General features: G+C 42.4%; 19 protein-coding genes, 2 tRNA genes, 3 rRNA genes and 3 pseudogenes. 9 read left to right on the plus strand and 18 right to left on the minus strand.

Annotated elements, in window-relative coordinates:
• Complete coding sequence (locus QE382_RS20150) at positions 1-516, plus strand: shikimate kinase (RefSeq protein WP_307187504.1); 516 nt, start codon at positions 1-3, stop codon at positions 514-516.
• Between the two features lie 3 nt (positions 517-519).
• Positions 520-1,458, plus strand: coding sequence for a glycerophosphodiester phosphodiesterase family protein (locus QE382_RS20155; protein WP_307187505.1), 939 nt, complete (start codon positions 520-522; stop codon positions 1,456-1,458).
• A 51-nt stretch (positions 1,459-1,509) separates the two neighbouring features.
• Here the strand turns inward: QE382_RS20155 and QE382_RS20160 are convergent, their stop codons facing one another.
• The 3 genes from QE382_RS20160 to QE382_RS20170 all read right to left on the minus strand — a co-directional run bounded on the left by QE382_RS20160 (position 1,510) and on the right by QE382_RS20170 (position 4,429).
• Positions 1,510-3,663 (minus strand): cation-translocating P-type ATPase, encoded by a 2,154-nt coding sequence (locus tag QE382_RS20160; RefSeq protein ID WP_307187506.1) that lies wholly within the window; start codon positions 3,661-3,663, stop codon positions 1,510-1,512.
• Between the two features lie 31 nt (positions 3,664-3,694).
• Positions 3,695-4,033 carry a cation-transporting P-type ATPase gene (locus tag QE382_RS20165; RefSeq protein WP_307187507.1) on the minus strand — a complete coding sequence of 113 codons (339 nt, stop codon included), beginning with the start codon at positions 4,031-4,033 and terminating at the stop codon, positions 3,695-3,697.
• Positions 4,034-4,219: 186 nt separating this feature from the next.
• Positions 4,220-4,429 carry a hypothetical protein gene (locus QE382_RS20170; protein WP_294347653.1) on the minus strand — a complete coding sequence of 70 codons (210 nt, stop codon included), beginning with the start codon at positions 4,427-4,429 and terminating at the stop codon, positions 4,220-4,222.
• Between the two features lie 258 nt (positions 4,430-4,687).
• Here QE382_RS20170 and QE382_RS20175 point away from each other — a divergent pair, with 258 nt between their 5' ends.
• The gene (locus QE382_RS20175) at positions 4,688-5,689 is read left to right on the plus strand and encodes a DUF3108 domain-containing protein (protein WP_307187508.1); all 1,002 of its coding nucleotides are present in this window, start codon (positions 4,688-4,690) and stop codon (positions 5,687-5,689) included.
• On the plus strand, positions 5,673-5,981 hold the full coding sequence (locus QE382_RS20180) for a hypothetical protein (protein WP_307187509.1): 309 nt from the start codon (positions 5,673-5,675) through the stop codon (positions 5,979-5,981). The genes QE382_RS20175 and QE382_RS20180 overlap by 17 nt, the downstream gene beginning before the upstream one ends.
• A 199-nt stretch (positions 5,982-6,180) precedes the next feature.
• Here the strand turns inward: QE382_RS20180 and scpC are convergent, their stop codons facing one another.
• Entirely contained in the window at positions 6,181-7,677 is a 1,497-nt protein-coding gene (gene scpC / locus QE382_RS20185; protein ID WP_307187510.1) for a succinyl-CoA:acetate CoA-transferase ScpC, read from the minus strand.
• A gap of 410 nt (positions 7,678-8,087) precedes the next feature.
• On the opposite strand from scpC, the gene QE382_RS20190 reads away from it, so the two are divergent.
• On the plus strand, positions 8,088-8,921 hold the full coding sequence (locus tag QE382_RS20190; protein ID WP_307187511.1) for a helix-turn-helix transcriptional regulator: 834 nt from the start codon (positions 8,088-8,090) through the stop codon (positions 8,919-8,921).
• A gap of 39 nt (positions 8,922-8,960) precedes the next feature.
• Positions 8,961-9,812, plus strand: a complete 852-nt coding sequence (locus QE382_RS20195; protein ID WP_307187512.1) for a 3-keto-disaccharide hydrolase — start codon at positions 8,961-8,963, stop codon at positions 9,810-9,812.
• 146 nt (positions 9,813-9,958) lie between these two features.
• Here QE382_RS20195 and rpsT read toward each other — a convergent pair whose 3' ends face one another.
• Positions 9,959-10,213 (minus strand): 30S ribosomal protein S20, encoded by a 255-nt coding sequence (gene rpsT / locus QE382_RS20200; protein WP_209576789.1) that lies wholly within the window; start codon positions 10,211-10,213, stop codon positions 9,959-9,961.
• Between the two features lie 113 nt (positions 10,214-10,326).
• On the opposite strand from rpsT, the gene QE382_RS20205 reads away from it, so the two are divergent.
• Together QE382_RS20205 and sucD are read left to right on the plus strand one after the other, a co-directional pair.
• Complete coding sequence (locus tag QE382_RS20205) at positions 10,327-10,860, plus strand: RNA methyltransferase (protein WP_307187513.1); 534 nt, start codon at positions 10,327-10,329, stop codon at positions 10,858-10,860.
• Positions 10,861-10,950: 90 nt separating this feature from the next.
• Complete coding sequence (gene sucD, locus QE382_RS20210) at positions 10,951-11,823, plus strand: succinate--CoA ligase subunit alpha (RefSeq protein WP_209576846.1); 873 nt, start codon at positions 10,951-10,953, stop codon at positions 11,821-11,823.
• A gap of 245 nt (positions 11,824-12,068) precedes the next feature.
• Here the strand turns inward: sucD and QE382_RS20215 are convergent.
• The 8 genes and pseudogenes from QE382_RS20215 to QE382_RS20245 all read right to left on the minus strand — a co-directional run.
• Positions 12,069-12,521, minus strand: a pseudogene (locus QE382_RS20215) (transposase); the annotation flags it as partial.
• Positions 12,522-12,585: 64 nt separating this feature from the next.
• Entirely contained in the window at positions 12,586-13,410 is an 825-nt protein-coding gene (gene istB, locus QE382_RS20220) for an IS21-like element helper ATPase IstB (protein WP_307186718.1), read from the minus strand.
• 10 nt (positions 13,411-13,420) lie between these two features.
• Positions 13,421-13,786 carry a hypothetical protein gene (locus tag QE382_RS20225; RefSeq protein ID WP_293955096.1) on the minus strand — a complete coding sequence of 122 codons (366 nt, stop codon included), beginning with the start codon at positions 13,784-13,786 and terminating at the stop codon, positions 13,421-13,423.
• Between the two features lie 18 nt (positions 13,787-13,804).
• A pseudogene (locus tag QE382_RS23610) lies at positions 13,805-13,981 on the minus strand (Mu transposase domain-containing protein); the annotation flags it as partial.
• A 130-nt stretch (positions 13,982-14,111) separates the two neighbouring features.
• A complete protein-coding gene (istA, locus tag QE382_RS20230; protein ID WP_307187514.1) occupies positions 14,112-14,861 on the minus strand; it encodes an IS21 family transposase in 750 nt (249 codons plus the stop codon).
• Between the two features lie 102 nt (positions 14,862-14,963).
• Positions 14,964-15,968, minus strand: a pseudogene (locus QE382_RS20235) (transposase); the annotation flags it as partial.
• Positions 15,969-16,122: 154 nt separating this feature from the next.
• Positions 16,123-16,272 (minus strand): hypothetical protein, encoded by a 150-nt coding sequence (locus QE382_RS20240; RefSeq protein ID WP_307187515.1) that lies wholly within the window; start codon positions 16,270-16,272, stop codon positions 16,123-16,125.
• Positions 16,273-16,279: 7 nt separating this feature from the next.
• A complete protein-coding gene (locus QE382_RS20245; protein WP_307187516.1) occupies positions 16,280-17,167 on the minus strand; it encodes a DUF4886 domain-containing protein in 888 nt (295 codons plus the stop codon).
• A gap of 49 nt (positions 17,168-17,216) precedes the next feature.
• Here QE382_RS20245 and QE382_RS20250 point away from each other — a divergent pair, with 49 nt between their 5' ends.
• Positions 17,217-17,354 (plus strand): hypothetical protein, encoded by a 138-nt coding sequence (locus QE382_RS20250; RefSeq protein WP_307187517.1) that lies wholly within the window; start codon positions 17,217-17,219, stop codon positions 17,352-17,354.
• Positions 17,355-17,382: 28 nt separating this feature from the next.
• Here QE382_RS20250 and rrf read toward each other — a convergent pair.
• The 5 genes from rrf to QE382_RS20275 form a co-directional block, all read right to left on the minus strand.
• Positions 17,383-17,494: ribosomal RNA gene (gene rrf / locus QE382_RS20255) — 5S ribosomal RNA — on the minus strand.
• A 125-nt stretch (positions 17,495-17,619) separates the two neighbouring features.
• A 23S ribosomal RNA gene (locus QE382_RS20260) occupies positions 17,620-20,503 on the minus strand.
• A gap of 231 nt (positions 20,504-20,734) precedes the next feature.
• Positions 20,735-20,808, minus strand: a tRNA-Ala gene (locus QE382_RS20265).
• Between the two features lie 11 nt (positions 20,809-20,819).
• Positions 20,820-20,893, minus strand: a tRNA-Ile gene (locus tag QE382_RS20270).
• A 125-nt stretch (positions 20,894-21,018) separates the two neighbouring features.
• Positions 21,019-22,548 (minus strand): 16S ribosomal RNA (locus QE382_RS20275).
• The 16S, 23S and 5S rRNA genes sit together here with 2 tRNA genes alongside, the layout of an rRNA operon.
• Positions 22,549-23,060 lie beyond the last annotated feature (512 nt).

The raw sequence follows: 23,060 nt of genomic DNA on the forward strand, positions 1-23,060 counted from the left end.
ATGCCTAAACCTATATTTTTAATTGGTTATATGGGAAGTGGAAAAACTACCCTTGGTAAAAAACTTGCCAGTAAACTAGCGCTGCCATTTATAGACACTGATGAGGAGATCGTCAAGCAAATCGGTATGAGTATCACTGAATATTTCGCGCAATATGGCGAAGATGCATTTCGTGCATTGGAACGCGAGCAATTGCGTAAATTTGCGGAGAAAGCCGCTGTAATCTCAACAGGAGGCGGTGCACCTTGTTTCTTCGACAATATGGATTGGATTAAGGAAAATGGTTATGCCGTGTATTTACAAATGTCTCCCAAAGCACTATTTGACAGGCTTTCACAATCAAAACTTCACAAAAGACCCATTCTGATCGGAAAATCACCTGAAGAACTCCGCTTATTTATTGAAGAAAAACTGATCGAAAGAGAGCCTCATTATACGCAAGCCCATCTAACAATCGATCAATTAAATACAAGCGTCGAAGAACTGGCCGATCTGATTATTGAGCACAATAAATAAACAATGAATTCTCGTATCACCCACTTTTTCCTCTTGCTAATCTGCCTGATATTAAGCAGTTGCTTTCGGCATGGAGACAATACGGATGGCTTGCCAGTGGGCAAACGTATACAGCTCCAAAATGTGGAGGATCTGTATCAGTTTTTGACCTATGACGATAATCGCTATCCTTTGGTCAGTTTGCATCGCGGCGGCCCGACCTCCGGATACCCCGAGAATGCTATCGAAACATTTTCTTATAATGCGAGCCTGCAACCAGTCATTATTGAGTGTGATGTACGCCTCAGTAAAGATTCAGCATTGGTATTAATGCATGACAATACGTTAAATCGTACAACCACGGGCAGAGGACCTGTAAACGCCAGTACCTTGTCGGAACTCAAAAAGCTACGTCTATTGGATAACAACAAAAAAATAACACCATATCAGATCCCAACGCTGGAAGAAGCGCTATCTTGGGGAAAAGGTAAGGTAATTTTCACCTTAGATATAAAAAATAATGTTCCTTATGAAGCTGTTATCCATGCGATTCGTAAACAACGCGCAGAATCTAGTGTGGTCATCATTACCTACAGCGCCAACCAAGCAGCCAAAGTCCATAGTATCGCTGGAGACTTAATGATTTCGGCTTCTATCAATACCGTGAACGATCTTGCTAGGCTTAATGAAAAAGATATTCCAGACAATCGCCTATTAGCCTTTGTAGGAACGCGAGAAGCGGATCCTGAGTTGACAAAAATGCTCCACGATCATGGTATCATGTGTATATTGGGCACACTTGGCAATTTGGACAAACAAGCCGACAAAAAAGGCATTCAAGTTTATGCAGGATTTATTGACCGTGGTGCCGATATATTGAGTACAGATCGCCCCACCGAAGCAGGACGAGCGCTGAATTTCTATATCAAGAAAAGAGGAATCACTTCAAAATTTATTCAGTAATATCCCCAATTTGATTGAGCATTCTTTTCGATGCCAAAATTACATGTATGTTCATTTACGCTCGACTTTTTGATGGGCTATTCTTCTAAACATTTTATAAACCTCGAACCATAGTACAGATACAGCGGCAACGGCAAAGGTCATGCCTAATTCATATCCGCTCAGCGCTGTTACATTAAAAAAGCCGGCCACCGGTGCTATATATAGTATCGCAGCCAAAAATAAGAGCACAGCGATCGAAATTCCCAACAGCAACAAATTTCGATTTTTAAAACTTTCTAGGATACTATAGTGGAAAGATCTGTTTGCATAACTCAACAAAATATTAGCAAATATTAAAGTTGAAAAAACCATTGCCCTTGTTTTCTCTTCCGTATTACCCTGCTGAACAGCAAGTTGATAAACAAATAGAACCCCTAGCGTAATAACAACCCCTTGAACAATGCTTATACCAAGCTCCTTGATACTCAGAAAAGTATCGCTCATAGCCCTGGGAGGACGTTTCATAGTATCCTTTTCAATAGGTTCGTTTTCGTAGACAATCGAACAAGTAGGCCCCATCACTAACTCAAGAAAAATCACATGAACGGGGCTAAAAATGTGCGGAAATACCCAACCCAAAAACAAGGGGAGCGATACGGTTAAAATAATGGGGATATGAATAGAAATGATATACTGAACGGCCTTCTTGATGTTTGCATAAATTCTTCTCCCGGCGGCTATACCGATGATTAACTTTTCTAAATCATCATTCGTGATGATTAATGCTGCAGCTGACTTTGCAATTTCAGTACCTTTATCCCCCATAGCCACTCCGATATGAGCGGCTTTCAACGCCGGTCCATCATTTACTCCATCGCCAAGCATAGCAACGACTTCACCTTTCTTTTTCAGAGCATTTACAACGGCTAATTTAGCATCTGGGAACATTCTCGTAAATAAGGTTGTTTGCTCCGCTAACGCGATCATTTCATCTTCCGACCGGCTCACTATTTCGCTGCCATCGATTGGCGGAGCTAAGCTAATAATTCCAGCCTGGGCCGCTATTGCCTTAGTGGTATCAGCATTATCACCGGTTATTATCTTAACTTTAATCCCCGCAGCATAGATATGCTCGAAAACTTTATCAATATCCTTTTTAGGTGGATCGTAAAACACGGTCAGTCCTAAAAATTCGAATGCAAAATCCTGTTGCTTTGTAGGAAAATTATCGCCTTCAAATTTCGCTTTGCCCACGCCCAACAAACGAAAACCCTGCGCTCCATAGGATTTAATAATACCTCTAATTTTATTTTTCTCATTTTCGGGCAATATTGAGACACTAAGAATAGCCTCAGGAGCACCCTTAGCAGCAATAACTCTTTCTTTATCTCGATTTTCGAAAAGATGAGTCATCATCGGCGGCTTGCCCTCCAGAGGATATTCATGGAATAGCTTGAATTCATTTCTAAGGTCCTGCTGCTGCGTTTTTTCGTATATGTTATGCAGTGTAATTTCCATCGGATCAAAGGGCACAGGCTCACTACCCCACATGGCGTAATTGATAAGTTCACCCAGCACTGGATCACCAAATTCTTCCTGTTTATACGAGGCATCGCTAGCGTAATTATACAGGTATTTCAACTGCATTGAATTTTGGGTAATGGTTCCCGTTTTATCCGTACAGATTACTGTGGTGCTACCCAATGTCTCAACAATACTGCTTCTTTTGATTATAATCCCTTGACGCATAAGTTTCCAAGCACCCAGTGCCATAAATGTGGTGAATGCAACAGGAATCTCTTCAGGTAGTACTGACATCGCCAAAGTAAGCCCACTGAGCAGGCTTGTCACAAAATTACCGCTGTCAATAAAGCTATATAGACAGACAAACAAAAAAATTACGAAACCAATAACGGCCATTGCTTTTACAAACTTTTGAATTTGCAGTTGCAATGGGGAAATTTCTTCTTTGATGGTACTGATAGACTCCCCGATCTTTCCCACGCGTGTCTCTTTGCCAATTTTTGTAACTTCAAAGACTGCAAGTCCAGAAACTGTAACGGTTCCGCCATACACCATGTTATCTTCGGATTTATTATCCTTAAATACGGAAAAGCTCTCTCCTGTCAAAGAAGATTCATTAACAGAAAAATCGTTACTATGTAAAATATAACCATCGGCGTTTATAATACGTCCTTCCTCGGTAATACAGAGATCCCCCACAACAATCTCATGAGTCGGGATTTCAGTAACCTTACCACCTCGAATGACAGTGAGTGCTTAATGGTTCATTTAGCTTTTCTATTTCCTCTAAAGCTCTCTTGCTGCGGTTATCCTGATAAAAAGAAATTGCCGTGACGGCAACAATAGCAACAAACATAAATACAGCCTCTCCATAATTCCCTACAAGGACATAAATAACGGAGATGACGATTAACAGGATCAACATCGGCTCCTTTAAAATCCCAACAAGTAGTTCGAACCAGGTACTTTTATGGTTTTCGCTCAATTGATTCCAACCATATTGATATCTAGCAGCAGCAACCTCGCTTGGAGAAAGACCTTTCAAATTTTCGGGAATAGGATATGACATATCGAATTAACTAGGTTTACCTAAATATAATGAATAATTCCGATTTTAAACCGGTCAAATCTTCTACTGTTCAGGTTATTCTATCACTCTCATTCACGGCTTTCAGCAATATAACACATATTCAATTGGTCTTCCAAGAAACGCAAAACACCAAGAAACTCAAAATAGCGCACCGTTTAACCTTATTTATATCTTTTTGAGTTCTTCCTCCGGCCAAGTTAGTAGCTCTTTCAATAAATAAATTTTAGGTGCTGTATCCGCTGTATCTTCTGAGAATTGCTTCAAAAATTCGGGTATATCACCTTCAACTTTAATTAACTCTCCATCCTGAAGAATGTCATAGCCCTCCGCAATCCATTCCTCGATTTTTTTCGTAGTGATTTGTTGTTTCTCCATATACTATATCTTACACTTATGCAACAATAAAAAATACGCCAATAAGGGAATAACAATTTTACAAAAAGCAATTCCTTTAAAATTAGAACAACACTAAGCGATAAATGGTTGACATGACTATATTCCCTCAAATCCGCGCCAACAGCAAGTCGTTGAATAAATCGACAGTGACAAAAATCAAAAAGTTTTTTATTACCTTAGATACATAAATCGAATAAAAAAAACAGCTTGTTTTTCATTAACTATATGATCACACATATGAAAATATATGCCTTTGTTTTGGGTGTAGGTTTACTTCCCGCTGTTGGCGTCTGTCAGAAAACCGTCACGCCGGGTAGTCGCGATATCAACACCACCTATATTAAACCAGAAAAATCGCTGTACACTGTCTATTATGTCAAAGATAACAACTGGGATAAGCAAGGGTCATTGACCTATAACATTATCGCCGCTAATAATCAGCTGACTTTAACCAATACCTATGTTCCGAAGGATAATGCATGGACTTCGATGCGAACCACTGTTGCAGATGCAAAAACGCTTAAACCTATTAGCTATACCAGCGATGGAAAGGAAACAAAGCTAAACCTCAGCTTTGGCGAAACAATTACAGGTAATTATTATTCGAAGACAACCAAAAAAGATAAAAATATTAGCTTAAATCCGACTCAGCCATTTGTAGATTTTAACTGGATGGATCACCTGATTTTAACGCTCCCTTTAGATCTTGGTTATAAAGCGCGCATTCCACAATTCTACTACAATAGTAATTCGGACATTTTCGTTGAAGACTACACCATCAAGGATGTAAAAAGCTACAGTTATGGTTCCCCAAAAACGGGCAAGCACGACAGTTGGCTAGTTACACTTTTGGAAGAGAGTACCGGTGCCATCTACAATTACGTCGTCGATAAAAAAGATCGACGGTTATGGCAACGTGAGATGTCCATGGGTAACGGAAAATGGGAAATTACAGTAAACGAAGAGCTGGACTATCAACCTATAAAAAATAGATTCAACAAAGAGCAAGCTGCCCAGCAGATAGCCCAAGGAAATAGTGTTATCATCGGGACGGCTTACGCAAGGTCTAGCTCTGGAAAAAAACTTGGTGGTCTCGTAAATACCGCAAAAAAGCAGTATGCCCCCAAAGGTACAGAAATCACACTCTTCGCCAACTCGCCTTATTACGAAGAATGGCTGGAAGTCAATAACAAAGATACGAAAACAGAAAAAGGTTCAGGAAGTGCCATTAGATCCTGATTTCGGATATGCTGTTAAAAAAGCCAAGGTATACGACGATGAGGGCCATTTCGAATTTACAGATCTGATGCCTGGTAGTTACGTGATCATGGCAAGCTTCGATTTCACCAATTCTTACAACTATTCATACGTATCAGGTTATACCAATTATTACAATTATTGGGGCTATACAGGTTCCACAACAAATTATGGTACGGCAAGATCATCCTATGTCGATAAGGCTAATATCGAAAAACGTGTCAACATTGAGAAAGATGGCGAAAAGAAAGAAGTGAGTTTAAAAGAAATGTAACGTAAAAATGCCGTTAAAACTACTATTTTAACGGCATTTTCCTAGTACTACTGCTTTCCAAACTGTTCAATCCATGGTTCATGTAGTCTCAACAATAGCATGACCAACGTTGCGACCTCATAATTAAAATCGCTCTACTAAGTGATCGAATCCATTATAATCAATGAAGAAATACGTGGTACTTCCAGTTGGAAGAATACTATCTATGCTTTTTCATAGTACCTTTTTCACGGAGATGAATATGCCAGCTGAAAGCTTCTTCTAATAAATGCGGAGTATGTCCCCCCCTTTCACAAGCTCGGTTATAGTAATCGAAAAGCTGTTCCTTATAATCGGGGTGTACGCAATTTTCAATAATGACTTTTGCACGTTCGCGAGGCGCTAAACCACGTAAATCGGCCAACCCAAAATCTGTCACTAAAATATCAACATCATGCTCCGTGTGATCTACATGGGAAACCATCGGAACAATATGAGATATCGCATCCCCCTTAGAGGCTGCCTGAGTGACAAAGATGCTCAAATAAGCATTTCGCGCAAAATCACCCGATCCTCCAATACCATTCATAATATTAGTACCCGACGTATGAGTAGAATTTACATTTCCATAAATATCAAACTCAATGGCAGTATTGATCGCTATAATCCCCAAACGTTTAATCAATCCAGGAGTATTGGAGATATTTTGCGGTCGCAACACAATTTTATCACGGTATCGATCCAAATGATCGAACACTCTTGAATAACATTCTTCCGAGACTGTTATTGAAGAAGCCGAAGCAAAATCAAGTTTTCCTGCATCGATAAGGTCGAATGTACTATCTTGCAACACTTCAGAAAACATGGTTAAATTTCGAAACTTACTATGTATAAATCCTGTCAAAACAGCATTGGCAACTTTTCCAATACCCGCTTGAAGCGGCATTAAACTCTCTGACAAATGTCCAAGTTCTACTTCATTTTCAAAAAAGTTTAAAATATGCTTAGCTATGGCTGTCGTTTTGATATCGGGTTCAGCAATATAAGCAGGGCTATCCAATTCATTCGTAAAGACAATCCCAACCACCTTGCTTGGATCCAAAGGAATAGTTTTACGACCAATTTTGTTTTCAGGAGCTACGATTGGAATAACATTACGTCGTGGATAATCTTCTGCCTGGTAAATATCGTGTATTCCCTTGATGCTCATCGGGATCGCTGTATTTACCTCTAAGATAACCTGCTTAGCCAAAGCCGCAAAAGTCGCTGAATTGCCCACAGAAGTCGTAGGAACAATACTTCCGTCAGATTCAATTGCTGCAACTTCCAGTACGGCAATGTCTACTTGAGGTAAATTCTTATTGTGCAGCAATTCTGCTGTTTCGCTTAGATGTTGATCAATAAACAATACATCTCCAGCATTTATTTTATTACGGAGAATACGATCGACCTGGAAAGGCATACGCTTGGATAGTGCTCCAGCCTCGGCCAATTTACCATCAGTGCCATGCCCTAAAGAAGCCCCAGTGATCAAGGTTATTTTCAATGGATCCACCTTAGCACGTTCGGCTAAAGCTGGTAATACAACCTTGCTATCTCCAGCCTTCGTAAAACCACTCGATCCAACCACCATTCCGTTTTGAAATAGTTTAGCAGCTTCCTCCCCTGTAATTACTTTATCATGTAAGCTTTGAACTTTTATTCTTTCGTAAGCCATAGTGTTATAATTTTATTTTATCCAGTTATTGTAAACTTAACAAATTGAAAGCTATTTAATATAAATTATCGAGCTCTACGCCAAACAATTTTAACATTTTTTCCAACGCTATTTTTATTGTCATGTGACACAAAATTATCCAAACACGACTAAGAAGACGCAATTGGTTAAAAATCAAAAATATACAACAAATCATAGCAAAAAAATAGTTTACATCACCTAGAATCATAATTTATATCATGCTGTAAATAAGTAACTTACTTAAAATAAAGCAAAATTAGAGTAAGTAAATACTAACTTTTCGGCTAAACAAAAACCGCTTTGACGTAAGTGTACGCTCACCTTTACCAACTATAAGGTGTGGTCTAGTAAAAAAGTCTTACCTTTGTCACATTGGATGATAGATTAAAATGAATACACAAGATATAACGACAGATGCAAAATATGTCAACCGCTATTACATGACGGAAGTAGACTCATTTGAAGATAGCATTTATTGTCACCACGCTATGATAGCGGAGCAATACATTTCCGAGCATCGCCACGATAAGGATCAATTTCTATATACCGAAGGCGGTGTGGTTTTTATCAAAACAGAGAAAAAGTCATATTTTTTACCAGCGCGTCATTATTTATGGATTCCTGCCGGTATTAAGCATAGTATTCATCCGAGCACACCTGAAGTCGTTATGCGTAATTTGTACTTTCCAAAAGCCAATAATGATGCTCCATTTTACAGCAAAATGGGAATTTATCCCGTAAATGATCTTTTGATAGAGCTTATCATGTTTACTAACCGTTGGAACGGCAATATATTTCCAGTTGAAGAACCTAAATACAGCATTGCTACAGCATTCAAACTTATTCTTCCAGAGTTATCCCTACATGAACTTCCATTAGCCCTACCCTATCCCAGTCACCATAAATTAAAAGATATAGTTACTTACCTTGAAGAAAATATAACGGAAAATGTCAACTTTAAAAAGCTTGCAGGATTATTTAATATCAGCGAACGCACATTAGCCAGATTGTTTCAAAAAGAATTAAATATGTCTTTTATCCAGTATTACACAATCCTCAGGATGCTGACGGCACTTAAGCTGCTCTTGGACGAAAAATTGAGTGTAAATGAAGTTGCACTCAAAGTGGGATACAATAGCTTACCCACATTTAGTAACACGTTCAATAAGGTTGTCGGTATCCGTCCCAGTGAATATGTCAAACAAAAAGAATTGCTTATTTAAAAATGTTTACCTAATTTAGGTCAATAAACCTAATTCAGGATGAAATTCAAACATATCATTTATAGTGCTGGAATTCTATTGCTTAGTACTAATCTATTTGCCAATGCTAAAGACAAAAAACCCAAGCCCATTCAATTATTTAATGGGAAAGACTTAAAGAACTGGACCCCTAAAATTAGAAATCACAAAGTTGGGGATAATTATAAAAATACATTTCGCGTAGAAGACGGATTACTTAAGGTGAGATATGATGGCTATGATAATTTCAATTTTCAGTATGGCCACCTGTTCTATAATAAAGAATTCTCTGCTTATCTATTACGTGTCACTTACAGATTTGTTGGTGAACAGGCGAATGGTGGAGAAGGCTGGGCCTGGCGTAACAGTGGGGCCATGTTACATGGACAAGATCCGAAAACCATGGGCGTAGATCAGGACTTCCCAATATCAATTGAAGGACAGCTGCTAGGCGGAAATGGCAAAGATGAACGGACCACAAGTAATCTATGCACCCCAGGTACAAACGTTGTTATGGACAACAAATTATTCACGCCACATTGCATCAGCTCAACATCCAAAACTTATGCCGGGGACCAATGGGTGACTGCGGATTTTTTGGTGCTGGGCGACTCTTTAGTACAGCATATTCTTGAAGACAAAGTAGTCTTACAGTATACTAAACCCCAAATTGGTGGCGGAAACGTAAGCGATTTTGACCCAAATGTAAAAAAAGATGGTCAGCTATTGACTAAAGGTACCATTTCACTTCAAAGTGAAAGTCATCCGATTGACTTCAAAAAGGTAGAGCTTTACGATTTAGAACCTTATATGAAAGATCCAAACAAATTGAAAAAGGTTATTGCCGAATTGCTGCCCAATTTGCACCAATAAGGTTTGCAAGAAAGGCTTAAACATAAAAAAGCATCGAATATCGATGCTTTTTTATTTACAATTCGCTTGGAAAGAGAAATCCAAAGTATATAACATAAAGAAAAGGGATACAGCGAGCTGTACCCCTCGATATCTATACAAAAAGCTTACGCTAAACTGTTAACAAATTTAGTTAACTTAGATTTGTTGTTTGAAGCTTTTTTCTTGTGGATCACATTTTTCTTTGCCAAACGATCAAGCATAGAAATTACGCGTGGTAACAATGTTTTTGCTTCTTCCGCAGAAGTAGTATGACGTAATTTTTTGATTGCGTTACGTGTAGTTTTTGCTTGGTAACGGTTTCTTAAACGTTTAGTAGCGTTTGCTCTAATTCTTTTGATCGCTGATTTATGATTTGCCATTTTTTTTAGCTAATTTTTATTCAATTTTTTCTTGTAATTCGGACTGCAAAAATAACACCTTATTTTCAATATTCAAAATCTATTTTATTTTTTAGGTTTAGTATATTTGCAGCATGCAAAAATTATCGATGGATGAACTTCAACGTACAGATGTTGAATCGTTTAAAAAACAAGAAAAAACTCCAATCGCAATCATTATGGACAATGTACGGAGCATGCATAATGTAGGCTCGGCCTTTCGTACAGCAGACGGATTTGCTATTGAAAAAATATACTTGTGTGGCATCACCGGAACACCCCCCCATCGCGAAATCGAAAAGACAGCCTTAGGAGCAACTCAATCGGTTGATTGGGAATATCACCAGGATACTACAGCTGTCGTCGATCAGCTTCGGTCCGAAGGCTATGTCATTGTTGCCATTGAGCAAGCAGATAACAGTGTCATGCTACAGGAGTTTGCACCCGAAAATAACCAAAAATATGCATTGATTTTTGGAAATGAAGTCAATGGAGTGGATGAAGAGGTCATGAGAAAAATTGATACCTGTATCGAAATACCGCAATACGGAACGAAACACTCCTTCAATGTATCTGTCGCAATTGGCATTATTCTTTGGGATTTTATCCAAAAACGCAATTCCAATTAAAAATTTATCAATAAAGGTCACATTCCTATTCACATTGCTTCCATTTTAGAAAGCAAAATAGTAGATTTGTGTGCAAAATTTAAAGAAGAAATGAGTGTATTAGTTAATAAAGATTCAAAAGTAATCGTTCAAGGTTTCACTGGAAACGAAGGTACTTACCATGCTACTCAAATGATTGAGTACGGAACAAATGTAGTTGGTGGTGTTACTCCTGGTAAAGGTGGTCAACAACACTTAGACCGTCCTGTATTCAATACTGTTCAAGATGCAGTAGACGCTACAGGAGCTAATGTTTCTATTATCTTTGTACCTCCAGCATTTGCTGCAGATGCGATCATGGAAGCTGCGGCTGCAGGTATTGAAGTGATTGTCTGTATCACAGAAGGTATCCCGACAAAGGATATGATCCAAGTTAAATCTTATTTAAGCGACAAAAACTCTCGTTTAATCGGTCCTAACTGTCCAGGTATTATCACTGCAGACGAAGCTAAAATCGGTATCATGCCAGGATTTATCTTCAAAAAAGGTAATGTAGGTGTAGTTTCTAAGTCAGGAACTTTGACTTACGAAGCTGTAGATCAAACGGTAAAAGCGGGATTAGGAATTACAACTGCAATCGGAATCGGTGGCGACCCTATTATCGGTACAACAACAAAAGAAGCTGTTGAATTATTGATGAATGATCCTGAAACTGAAGCTATCATCATGATTGGTGAAATTGGTGGTGGAATGGAAGCTGAAGCTGCCCGTTGGATCAAAGAACATGGTACTAAACCTGTTGTTGGATTTATCGCAGGCCAAACAGCGCCTCCAGGACGTCGTATGGGACACGCTGGTGCAATTGTAGGTGGCGCAGATGATACAGCAGCTGCAAAAATGAAAATTATGCGTGAATGTGGCATTCGTGTTGTTGAATCTCCAGCTGAAATCGGAAAAGCAATCGCTGAAGAATTGGCTAAATAATTAGCTGATCAAGCATATAAAAAAAGGGAATCAAAAATTTGAGGGCACTGAAAAAGTCTCAAGTTTTTAATGAGTCCTAAAGAAATGACTGAGTATCGGGTTTACCTTACTCGGTCATTTTTGTTTAAAGGATTTCTGGAAGTTTGTTTTTTTAATTGCCTTACTGAAGATTTAGTCGCCTAGGACTTGCTATTTGAGTTTTAAGCATCCCATCTAGGCTATTTTTGAGGTAATATTCCTCCTTTTCAGATCAATTTCAGGATTCTTTTCAAGTTTACAGTGAAGATGGCCAATGCACCCTGCATTTCCATGTTTTGGATGCCATAGGAATCAGCTCTGCCATAACCATGCACATTCTTCAGCTCACTGTTCTTGGCTTCAATTTTATACCTTTCCCTAGACTTGCTCCGGTAATGATTGGTTTGCTGGAAAGCCATCTGTTCTTTATGGAGTTCGGATTTAATGGTTATTGAATAGGTTTTTGTTTTTGAGCCTTCCCTGTAACATCCTTCTCTGAGATGACAAACCTTACATTTCTCCACATCAAAGTAATATGTGTCTACTTGATTTTCACCAATGTTCTTTTTGCCCTGACGGGCCTTTCGGATTGCCAGGTGGTCTGCTGGACAGACAAACATCCCTGCATCTTTATTGTAGTGAAAGTGATCGCCTTCTTTCCTGAATCCCTGGCTGACTGTTAATTCTCATTAGAATGCCCCCACTGATTCTCATTAAAATGCCCCCACTAATATGCAAAAATAATCATTCATTATCCTGATCATCTAAGATTTCGTTTTCCTGCTTTCGAGGGCGCCCTCTTCTAGTCCTTGCGGTATCTTCACCAGGAAAAAGATCCTGTAGTTCGATAAGATTTTTTACGCGATAGCTGTTCCCATTAAGTTTTACAATTGTTGCATGATGGACAATCCTATCTATAATAGCAGAAGCAATTACCCTGTCACCGAAGAGGTTTCCCCAGTCTTCAAAGTTTCGGTTTGTGGTGATGATCATAGACCCCGTTTCGTACCTCCTGCGAACGATCTCAAAGAAATCTTCCAGACTGTTCTGCGGCATTTTTTTGAAGCCCAGCTCATCAAGTATCAGCAGGTCAGGCTTTAGATAACGCTGCAATACGGACTGGTAACTTCCGTCTGCCCTTGATGCGAACAGTTTTTCGACCATTTCATTTGTGTGTGCAAACAGTACTTTTTTACCTCTTTTGACCGCTTCAAGCCCGATCGCATGGGCCAGGTGGGTTTTCCCGACACCGGGTTTCCCCATGAATATAGCATTGGAGCGCTGTTCTATGAACCGGCAGGAAGCCAGGTCAAATAATAGCCTTCTGTCCAGGTCCGGCTGGTAACTCAGGTCATAACTGTCCAGGATCTTTTGCGTATCCAGCCGGGATTCCTTTAGCCTGGACTGATAGCCATTGGACTGTCTTTTTACTATTTCATCTTCGATGAGCAGCTCCAGAAATTCAAGGTAGCTGATCTGTTTTTCCAGGGCATGCCTATTCCTCATTTCAAGGTTCTGGGCCATCGTGGCCAATTTTAGCTGGCGTAAATTTGCTAATAATGTTTCCATATTATTTATTTCAGTTTGTTAATCTGTCGTATAGTCCGAGTTCGTGTTCGTATTCGCTGGAATACACCATAGGAGACATTTCCTCGTAATTTTGCTTGTAAAGCTCGTTCTCGCAGATCCGTTTGACCTGCTGGTAGCTGAAGGCTCTGTAATGGAGCGCGCGCTTACATGACAGATCGATCTGCACGTCGGTAAACCGCTTTTTTAATTTAAGTATCCCGCGGGTCATCGGGCTCCAGTGGGTAGGCACCTCCGCCAGAAGATGTTCAAAGAAAAGCAGTGCAGAAGGTCCGATACTTCCCATTAGCCGCTTATATTCTTCTCTGCTGATATTCTTTTTATAATCCGGACGGTGTTCCTCCAGAGAAACGTACATGCCCATCTGTCCGCTTACCTGATGGAGTGCAATGCGGGTGCTGCCGTCAAATATTTTTAGGCAGGTACCGTTGCTTTCGAGCCTGACGGTTCTGCCCGCATAGGCAGCGGGCACCGAATAGTAATTATGGCGGTAGCTCACGTGTGCCAGCCGGGTGACTTTTCTGGATCCGACCTCCAGGATTTCATATCGCACCGGGGGCAATGCAAGCAGTGCATGCTTTTCATACTGTTCAAATACGGCAAGAGGGATACGGCGCGTGGTTCCGTGTACGCGCTTATTGCATGTCTCTTCGTTCCAGACCTTCAGCCCGCACAGCAGATCTTCATAGCCATTGCCATCGAAGCCCTTTAAAAAAATTGTTTTTTACATATTTGATAGATGATTCAACTTTGCCCTTGTCCTGTGGACGGCGTGGCCTGCACGCAATTCCTGCACAGCTGTAGTAGGAAAGAAATTCAGAATACCTGCGCTGGAGCTCCGGTTCGTAAAGATCCGGAATGGTCACCCCAGATTTCAGGTTGTCAAGTTTGACAGTTCGCGGAACACCCCCAAAATACTCGAAAGCTTTGATATGGCAGTCCAGAAATTCGTCCACCCGCTGGCTGGTCACCAGTTTATAAAAGCTGTAACGGCTATGGGAGAGAACCATGGAAAACACCCATACTTTTACAGGGCGGCCATTCCTGCGGAAAGTACCCATATATCCGAAATCCACCTGCGCTTCTTCTCCCGGATCGCTGTGCAGCGGCACAAAAACCTCCTGCTTCTTTAATCTCTCGATACTTCTGGCGACACTGGGATAAGATATATCTAAACCGTGCTGCTCATGCAGGCGCTGGTGGATAAGTATAGCGCTCAGTCCCATCTCCTTATATACCTGAATGTCATCGAGATAATCGTCCAGCAGCTTTGGCCTTACCTGAGGCAAAGGTTCCTCTAGCCCACGCTCAAGGGCTTTCTGTATCCGGGAAACGGTCTTGCGGCACATCCCAAGTTCTGATGCTATCTCCCGTATCGATTTCCCGTGGGATAGCAGTGTTTTTATCGTATTATACATTGCCACTTTATACATAATGTCGGACTTTAATACTCCGACAAGTTAAACCTTAATTAAAAACTTAAGGTGGTGGCATTTTAGTGAGAATATATGGGGGTGTTTTAGTGAGAATTAACAGCTGACTGCCGGATTTAATTTAGCTATGATATCAATGTCCTGCTCTTTTGCCAGCCGAAGGTTGTCTTTTCCAGAATATGCAGCATCGCCTATTATCGTGTGCACTTCCATTCCATTCTGCCTACTGATCTCCAATAACTGGGGGAGTTCCGGTCCATCACCTTTCTCGCCCGTGGTAACCACCGCTGCCGTGATGATGCGTTCCTCTGTAATCGCCAGATGTGTTTTATAGCCAAAGTAACTACTGTCCACTGATTTGTATCCAAGCCTGGCCTGATCATCTTTGGAGAGCAGATAGTATTCTTTTGTGTCCTCAATGGTTTCCTTCAACAGGTTCAGCTTTTCCTTTACAGCCGGTATTTCACTGATCGATTGATCCTGATCCAGCACCCTTTGTAATTCCCTGCAATAGGCAAGCTCTTGGTCTAGGTCGCCCGATTCGTTCTTGTCTGGTAGATGCTCCTTGTAATCCTCATCAATCTGATATATCGCTTTTCTTAATAACTTGGAACTTTCCCTGAATACTTCCAACGCTGTATATGGGTTTGATCTGCAATAGGTATGGGTCGCGTCTACGATGATGGATTTCGATTTGATAATACCCTTTTCAAGAGCGATCGTTACGGTCTTATTGATCAACAGGTTCAATAAATCCATGTCCTTTAATCGTAGTTTACGGAATTTGGTAAGTGAACTTGGATTGATCACATCCTCTTCAGGAGCCATTTCAAGAAAGTATTTAAAGGACATATCGTATCTGGAACGCTCAACGACATCAACATCCGAAACGGTGTAGATCGTCTTTAACAGAAGGTATTTGAACATCTTGATTGGACTTTCAGCGTTACGTCCATTGGTATGGCAATAATTCTCCAAAAGCTCGTCATGGATAAAGCTGAAATCGATTAGGTCGTTGATTTTTCGAAGTACATTGTCTTTTGGAACAATCATATCGTACAATCCTGAATAGGAACTGAACTGTATTTTTTGTTGCGTAAAAAGCATGCTGATTTCTGTTAAAGCCTAATTTAAGATACGAAAAAAGGAGCAGAAAACTGATGTTCTCTACTCCTTTTTTTAGCCTTTTTCTAAAGGGACTTTTTCAGTGCCCTCAAAAATTTGATTCCCTTTTTTTATTCTTAATTGGCGACGATACACACTAAATCGGCATTGCTTCATCTGCCGATGGCCCATATAAGCCCGGTACAGCAATATTCAATAATCGTAAATATACGGTTAACTGACCAATACGTCTTGTATTTTTGGTTTCTTGATCCAATTCGATCAAATACCTCTTTTTGATACTCATATAAATATTAATTGACTAATTGAAAATCCTTTAATACTGTTACTGCATAAGGTGTTTCCACTGCCTCATGTGCAGCAGCCCGCGCAATAGTTCCCTCCACATAGGTTACTTTAAGGGGTAAAAATGTATTACTCAATACACTTTCGTTGAATAAAGACTCATACCAGGTACATGCCGCAATAAAACGTCCGTAATCTAAATTTAGATGATAACCATCGCGTGTAAAATGATCTCCCATAAAACTTGAGCGTGCATTTTGGATCGCTGTGCCGCATGGGACTAATAGATTAAAATTCCCCCAACTAAAGACCTCTCGCGAAGTACGGGCAATCGCCTTATACATGGTATCCTGACTACGGTTATAACGGACAAAACCTTCGTGAGATGCCCCGTTTTGATATGCCCAAGTCTGATGCAGTATATACTTCGTCTCAGGAAAGGCAACATGCTTCGTGACGTACTCATATAAAGGCGGAAGATCTTTCGCATAGGAGTCGTAATCACCTGATAGTGGACTCGCTTGCTGAAAGCTGATATAATCCCAGGCTTCATCTATTAACGCGTCAGATAAGCGCTCATTTGCTTTCTCAGACATTTGGCCATCAATATTGATTTTGCGATAGCGGTAAGCAGGCTTATCATCTTTTGCATTCCTTACGTGCAAACTTAACGGAGCTCCGCCAATATAGAGATTTCCGATCACTATCTTTTTCTTTCCTGCTTTTGCTAACTCATATAAATTTTGTTCAATAGCATCTTCGGAAAAGCTATTACCAATGGCCAAAATGCGTAATACGCCGTCGTCAAGAGATTTACTCTGCGCAATTAGTCGATCATGCTTTAGAAAAAACAAGACTAAAAAAACGAATATCGATATCTGTTTTATTTTCATCATAATAAAATGCAATAAGCACTAAATTAGCTAATATCTGGTAAAAACACGAATGATAGTACATAGAAAGTGGATCATCACTGGTCCCGAATCAGGTAAGGATGGGAAAGGAACATGGCAGATGGCTGCCCTCCGCTGGACCGGCCTCACCGACGGTCGGCGGCAGCATACAAACGAAAGAAGCCCTTGACTGTTTCCAGCAAGGGCTTCCGTGTAAAAAAAGGCACCGACCTACTCTCCCACCTGTTACGGCAATACCATCGGCTCTGGCGGGCTTGACTGCTCTGTTCGGAATGGGAAGAGGTAGACACCGCCGATATAGGCACCTAAAAATCTTTATTGGCTGATATATGATATCCATATCATGTGATCCATGCCAAATGACATATATACTGAAAGAGTTACGTTTCTGTCTGTTTCAAAAATTAAAGAGGAAGACAACAGTGTCTGTCTGCTTGAGAAAGCTTCGGGCTATTAGTACCACTTGGCTTTGGTCTCTCAACCTTTACACCTATGGCCTATCAACGTAGTCATCTTCTACGACCCTATAAGGAAGTCTCATCTCGTGGCTAGTTTCGCACTTAGATGCTTTCAGCGCTTATCTATTCCAGACGTAGCTACCCTGCCGTACACCTGGCGGCATAACAGGTTCACCAGAGGTCTGTCCAACCCGGTCCTCTCGTACTAAGGTCAGATCCACTCAAACTTCCAACGCCCACAACAGATAGGGACCGAACTGTCTCGCGACGTTCTGAACCCAGCTCGCGTGCCACTTTAATGGGCGAACAGCCCAACCCTTGGGACCTTCTCCAGCCCCAGGATGTGACGAGCCGACATCGAGGTGCCAAACCTCCCCGTCGATATGAGCTCTTGGGGGAGATCAGCCTGTTATCCCCAGCGTACCTTTTATCCTTTGAGCGATGGCCCTTCCATACAGAACCACCGGATCACTATGTCCGTCTTTCGACCCTGTTCGACTTGTCGGTCTCACAGTCAAGCAAGCTTATGCCATTGCACTCCACGTACGGTTACCAAGCGTACTGAGCTTACCTTTGAAAGCCTCCGTTACCTTTTTGGAGGCGACCACCCCAGTCAAACTACCCACCAAACAATGTCCTCCACATGATGGAGTTAGAAACCGGATACAGAAAGGGCGGTATTTCAAGGTTGATTCCATGACTCCTGGCGAAGCCACTTCAACATCTCCCGCCTATCCTACACATCCTGTACCCAATCTCAATGTTAAGCTATAGTGAAGGTGCATGGGGTCTTTCCGTCCCGTTGCGGGTAATCGGCGTCTTCACCGATACCACAATTTCACCGAGCTCATGGCTGAGACAGCGCCCAGATCGTTACACCATTCGTGCAGGTCGGAACTTACCCGACAAGGAATTTCGCTACCTTAGGACCGTTATAGTTACGGCCGCCGTTTACTGGGGCTTCGATTCAATGCTTCTCTTGCGATGACATCCCCTCTTAACCTTCCAGCACCGGGCAGGTGTCAGGCCTTATACTTCATCTTGCGATTTTGCAAAGCCATATGTTTTTGTTAAACAGTCGCCTGGGCCTTTTCACTGCGGCTGCTCATCGCTGAGACAGCGCCCCTTCTCCCGAAGTTACAGGGCCATTTTGCCGAGTTCCTTAGCCATGACTCACTCGAGCACCTTAGGATTCTCTCCTCGACCACCTGTGTCGGTTTGCGGTACGGGTCTTCATAACCTGAAGCTTAGCGGGTTTTCTTGGAAGTCTGTTTACCTGCTCTATCAGCGCCACCGGAGCTTTGCTGTACTATTGGGTTTCAGCTAGAGTTGCGGATTTGCCTACAACTCCAATACCTACGCCTTTCAACGAACTATTCCGTCAGTTCGCGGCAGTGTCACTACTCCGTCACCACATCGCAGTTATGAAGAGTACTGGAATATTAACCAGTTGTCCATCGGCTTGCCCCCTTCGGGTGCGCCTTAGGTCCCGACTGACCCTGATCCGATTAACGTTGATCAGGAAACCTTGGTCTTTCGGTGGGCGGGTTTCTCACCCGCCTTATCGTTACTTATGCCTACATTTGCTTTTCCATAACCTCCACAGTTCATTGCCAAACTGCTTCCCCGGCGATGGAATGCTCCCCTACCAGATGCACATCTTTCAGTGCAAATCCATAGCTTCGGTACCGTTCTTGATGCCCGTTTATTATCCACGCCCGGCCGCTCGACTAGTGAGCTGTTACGCACTCTTTAAATGAATGGCTGCTTCCAAGCCAACATCCTAGCTGTCTGGGCAACCGGACCTCGTTAGTTCAACTTAGAACGAATTTGGGGACCTTAGCTGATGGTCTGGGTTCTTTCCCTCTCGGCCTTGGACCTTAGCACCCAAAGCCTCACTGCCGGCTATATTTGATAGCATTCGGAGTTCGTCTGGATTTGGTAGGATTTGACTCCCCCGCACCCAATCGGTAGCTCTACCTCTATCAAACTCCACGCCGACGCTGTTCCTAAAAACATTTCGGGGAGTACGAGCTATTTCCCAGTTTGATTGGCCTTTCACCCCTACCCTCAGGTCATCCGGAAACTTTTCAACGTTTATCGGTTCGGTCCTCCATTACATGTTACTGCAACTTCAACCTGCCCAAGGGTAGATCACAAGGTTTCGCGTCTACCTCATCTGACTATCCGCCCTATTAAGACTCGCTTTCGCTTCGGCTGCGTCCCTGAAGGACTTAACCTTGCCAGACAAGAGTAACTCGTAGGCTCATTATGCAAAAGGCACGCTGTCACAGAACTCGTCTGCTCCAACCGCTTGTAAGCACACGGTTTCAGGTTCTTTTCACTCCCCTGTTCGGGGTTCTTTTCACCTTTCCCTCACGGTACTGGTTCACTATCGGTCTCTCAGGAGTATTTAGCCTTACCAGATGGTGCTGGTGGATTCCCACAGGATTTCTCCGGTCCCGCGGTACTCAGGATACCACTATGCCAATATTCTTTACCTGTACGGGGCTCTCACCCTTGTCGCGCAGTTTCCCACCTGCTTCCAGTTCATAGCATTGTACAATATCGTGGTCCTACAACCCCGTCTATGCCGTAACATAAACGGTTTGGGCTCTTTCCCGTTCGCTCGCCACTACTTGGGAAATCATTGTTATTTTCTTCTCCTACGCCTACTTAGATGTTTCAGTTCAGCGCGTTCGCGTTTTATACGGCTATTCTTCAAATAGCCAGGTTGCCCCATTCGGAAATCTTTGGATCAAGTCGCATTTGCCAATCCCCAAAGCTTATCGCAGCTTATCACGTCCTTCTTCGCCTCTGAGAGCCTAGGCATCCCCCGTGTGCCCTTATTTACTTTCTTCACCGGCATAGCCTTTTGCTACTATGCGGCTGCTTTTGATATATATACCCGTATGCTAGGTTCGGGATCGTTCGGCCTTGACCGAGGGTCTCTCCCTTACTTCAAACACATACACGTATTGTCTCTATACTGTTGTCTTCTCTTGTAATTTTTTTTCTCTTTCAATATGTCAAAGAACTCTTTTTCCGGTTTGTTTCTTCGGAGCATCTGTCGATGTTCCTACCGGAGATGTGGAGAATAACGGATTCGAACCGTTGACCCCCTGCGTGCAAGGCAGGTGCTCTAGCCAGCTGAGCTAATTCCCCTTAACTTTTCGTAGTCCCGAGCAGATTTGAACTGCTGACCCCTACATTATCAGTGTAGTGCTCTAACCAACTGAGCTACGGGACTAGCTATTTCCTGTTCATCTATCTCTCTCGGTCCTGCTCCCTTAGGGGCGGGCACTTTCTTCTGATGTTTTTTTCTTCTTTTGCAATCATATGTAACGTGACGAGTACCGATCCGCGATACTCTAGAAAGGAGGTATTCCAGCCGCACCTTCCGGTACGGCTACCTTGTTACGACTTAGCCCCAATTATCGGTTTTACCCTAACACGCTCCTTGCGGTAACATGCTTTAGGTACCCCCAACTTTCATGGCTTGACGGGCGGTGTGTACAAGGCCCGGGAACGTATTCACCGCGTCATTGCTGATACGCGATTACTAGCGAATCCAACTTCATGGGGTCGAGTTGCAGACCCCAATCCGAACTGTGAATGGCTTTTAGAGATTAGCATCATATTGCTATGTAGCTGCCCGCTGTACCATCCATTGTAGCACGTGTGTAGCCCCGGACGTAAGGGCCATGATGACTTGACGTCGTCCCCACCTTCCTCACTGTTTGCACAGGCAGTCTGTTTAGAGTCCCCACCATTACATGCTGGCAACTAAACATAGGGGTTGCGCTCGTTGCGGGACTTAACCCAACACCTCACGGCACGAGCTGACGACAGCCATGCAGCACCTAGTTTCGTGTCCCGAAGGACGGATGCGTCTCTGCATCCTTCACTAACTTTCAAGCCCGGGTAAGGTTCCTCGCGTATCATCGAATTAAACCACATGCTCCTCCGCTTGTGCGGGCCCCCGTCAATTCCTTTGAGTTTCACCCTTGCGGGCGTACTCCCCAGGTGGATAACTTAACGCTTTCGCTGGGACGCTGGCTGTCTATCGCCAACATCGAGTTATCATCGTTTAGGGCGTGGACTACCAGGGTATCTAATCCTGTTCGATCCCCACGCTTTCGTGCATCAGCGTCAATACCAGCTTAGTGAGCTGCCTTCGCAATCGGAGTTCTAAGACATATCTATGCATTTCACCGCTACTTGTCTTATTCCGCCCACTTCAAATGGATTCAAGCCCGTCAGTATCAAAGGCACTGCGATGGTTGAGCCACCGTATTTCACCCCTGACTTAACAGGCCGCCTACGCACCCTTTAAACCCAATAAATCCGGATAACGCTCGGATCCTCCGTATTACCGCGGCTGCTGGCACGGAGTTAGCCGATCCTTATTCTTCCAGTACATTCAGCCAGATACTCGTATCTGGGGTTATTCCTGGACAAAAGCAGTTTACAACCCATAGGGCAGTCATCCTGCACGCGGCATGGCTGGTTCAGGCTTCCGCCCATTGACCAATATTCCTTACTGCTGCCTCCCGTAGGAGTCTGGTCCGTGTCTCAGTACCAGTGTGGGGGATTCTCCTCTCAGAGCCCCTAGACATCGTCGCCTTGGTAAGCCGTTACCCTACCAACTAGCTAATGTCACGCGAGCCCATCTCTATCCTATAAATATTTAATCAACCGAACATGCGAACTGTTGATGTTATGCGGTCTTAATCTCTCTTTCGAGAGGCTATCCCCCTGATAGAGGTAGGTTGCTCACGCGTTACGCACCCGTGCGCCACTCTCACCATCTTCGAGCAAGCTCTCCGATGGATCCCGTCCGACTTGCATGTATTAGGCCTGCCGCTAGCGTTCATCCTGAGCCAGGATCAAACTCTCCATTGTAAAATGAAGTTTTTGATTCCAACTATTTATAAATAATCAGAATTCTTTTTTTTATATCTCTGATCTTGGATCGAATGGAACAATTACTTGAATTTGTTCATGACTTTCGACTTTCGTCTGTCTACTCGTCACGCTTACATGATTGTGTTTTCTTAAAGAACTTTTCTCGCTTCAACTTCCGTATCCGCTATATTCCGATAGGCATTGCGCCCCTCTTTATCTTTTTTGTTTTCCCTCCGTTTCCGTTGGGACTGCAAAGGTAGAAATCTTTTCTGAACTTCCAAAAAAAATTATGAACTTTTTTTTCTTTTCTTTTTTTTCAATTTCCGCGTTTAAAATAAACCCAGCGGGATTCTAGATCCTGCCAAACTCACTTAAACCCTTCTTTTTTCATTGGCTCCCTCTTTCGTGGTAACCGTTCCTCCATTGCGGAGTGGTGCAAAGATAGGAAGTTTACAAACAAACTTCCAAGCCTTTTGTTTATTATTTTTTAATATAAAGGTTAACTAGCT

It is taken from the genome of Sphingobacterium zeae (genome assembly GCF_030818895.1).
Taxonomy (GTDB): domain Bacteria; phylum Bacteroidota; class Bacteroidia; order Sphingobacteriales; family Sphingobacteriaceae; genus Sphingobacterium; species Sphingobacterium zeae.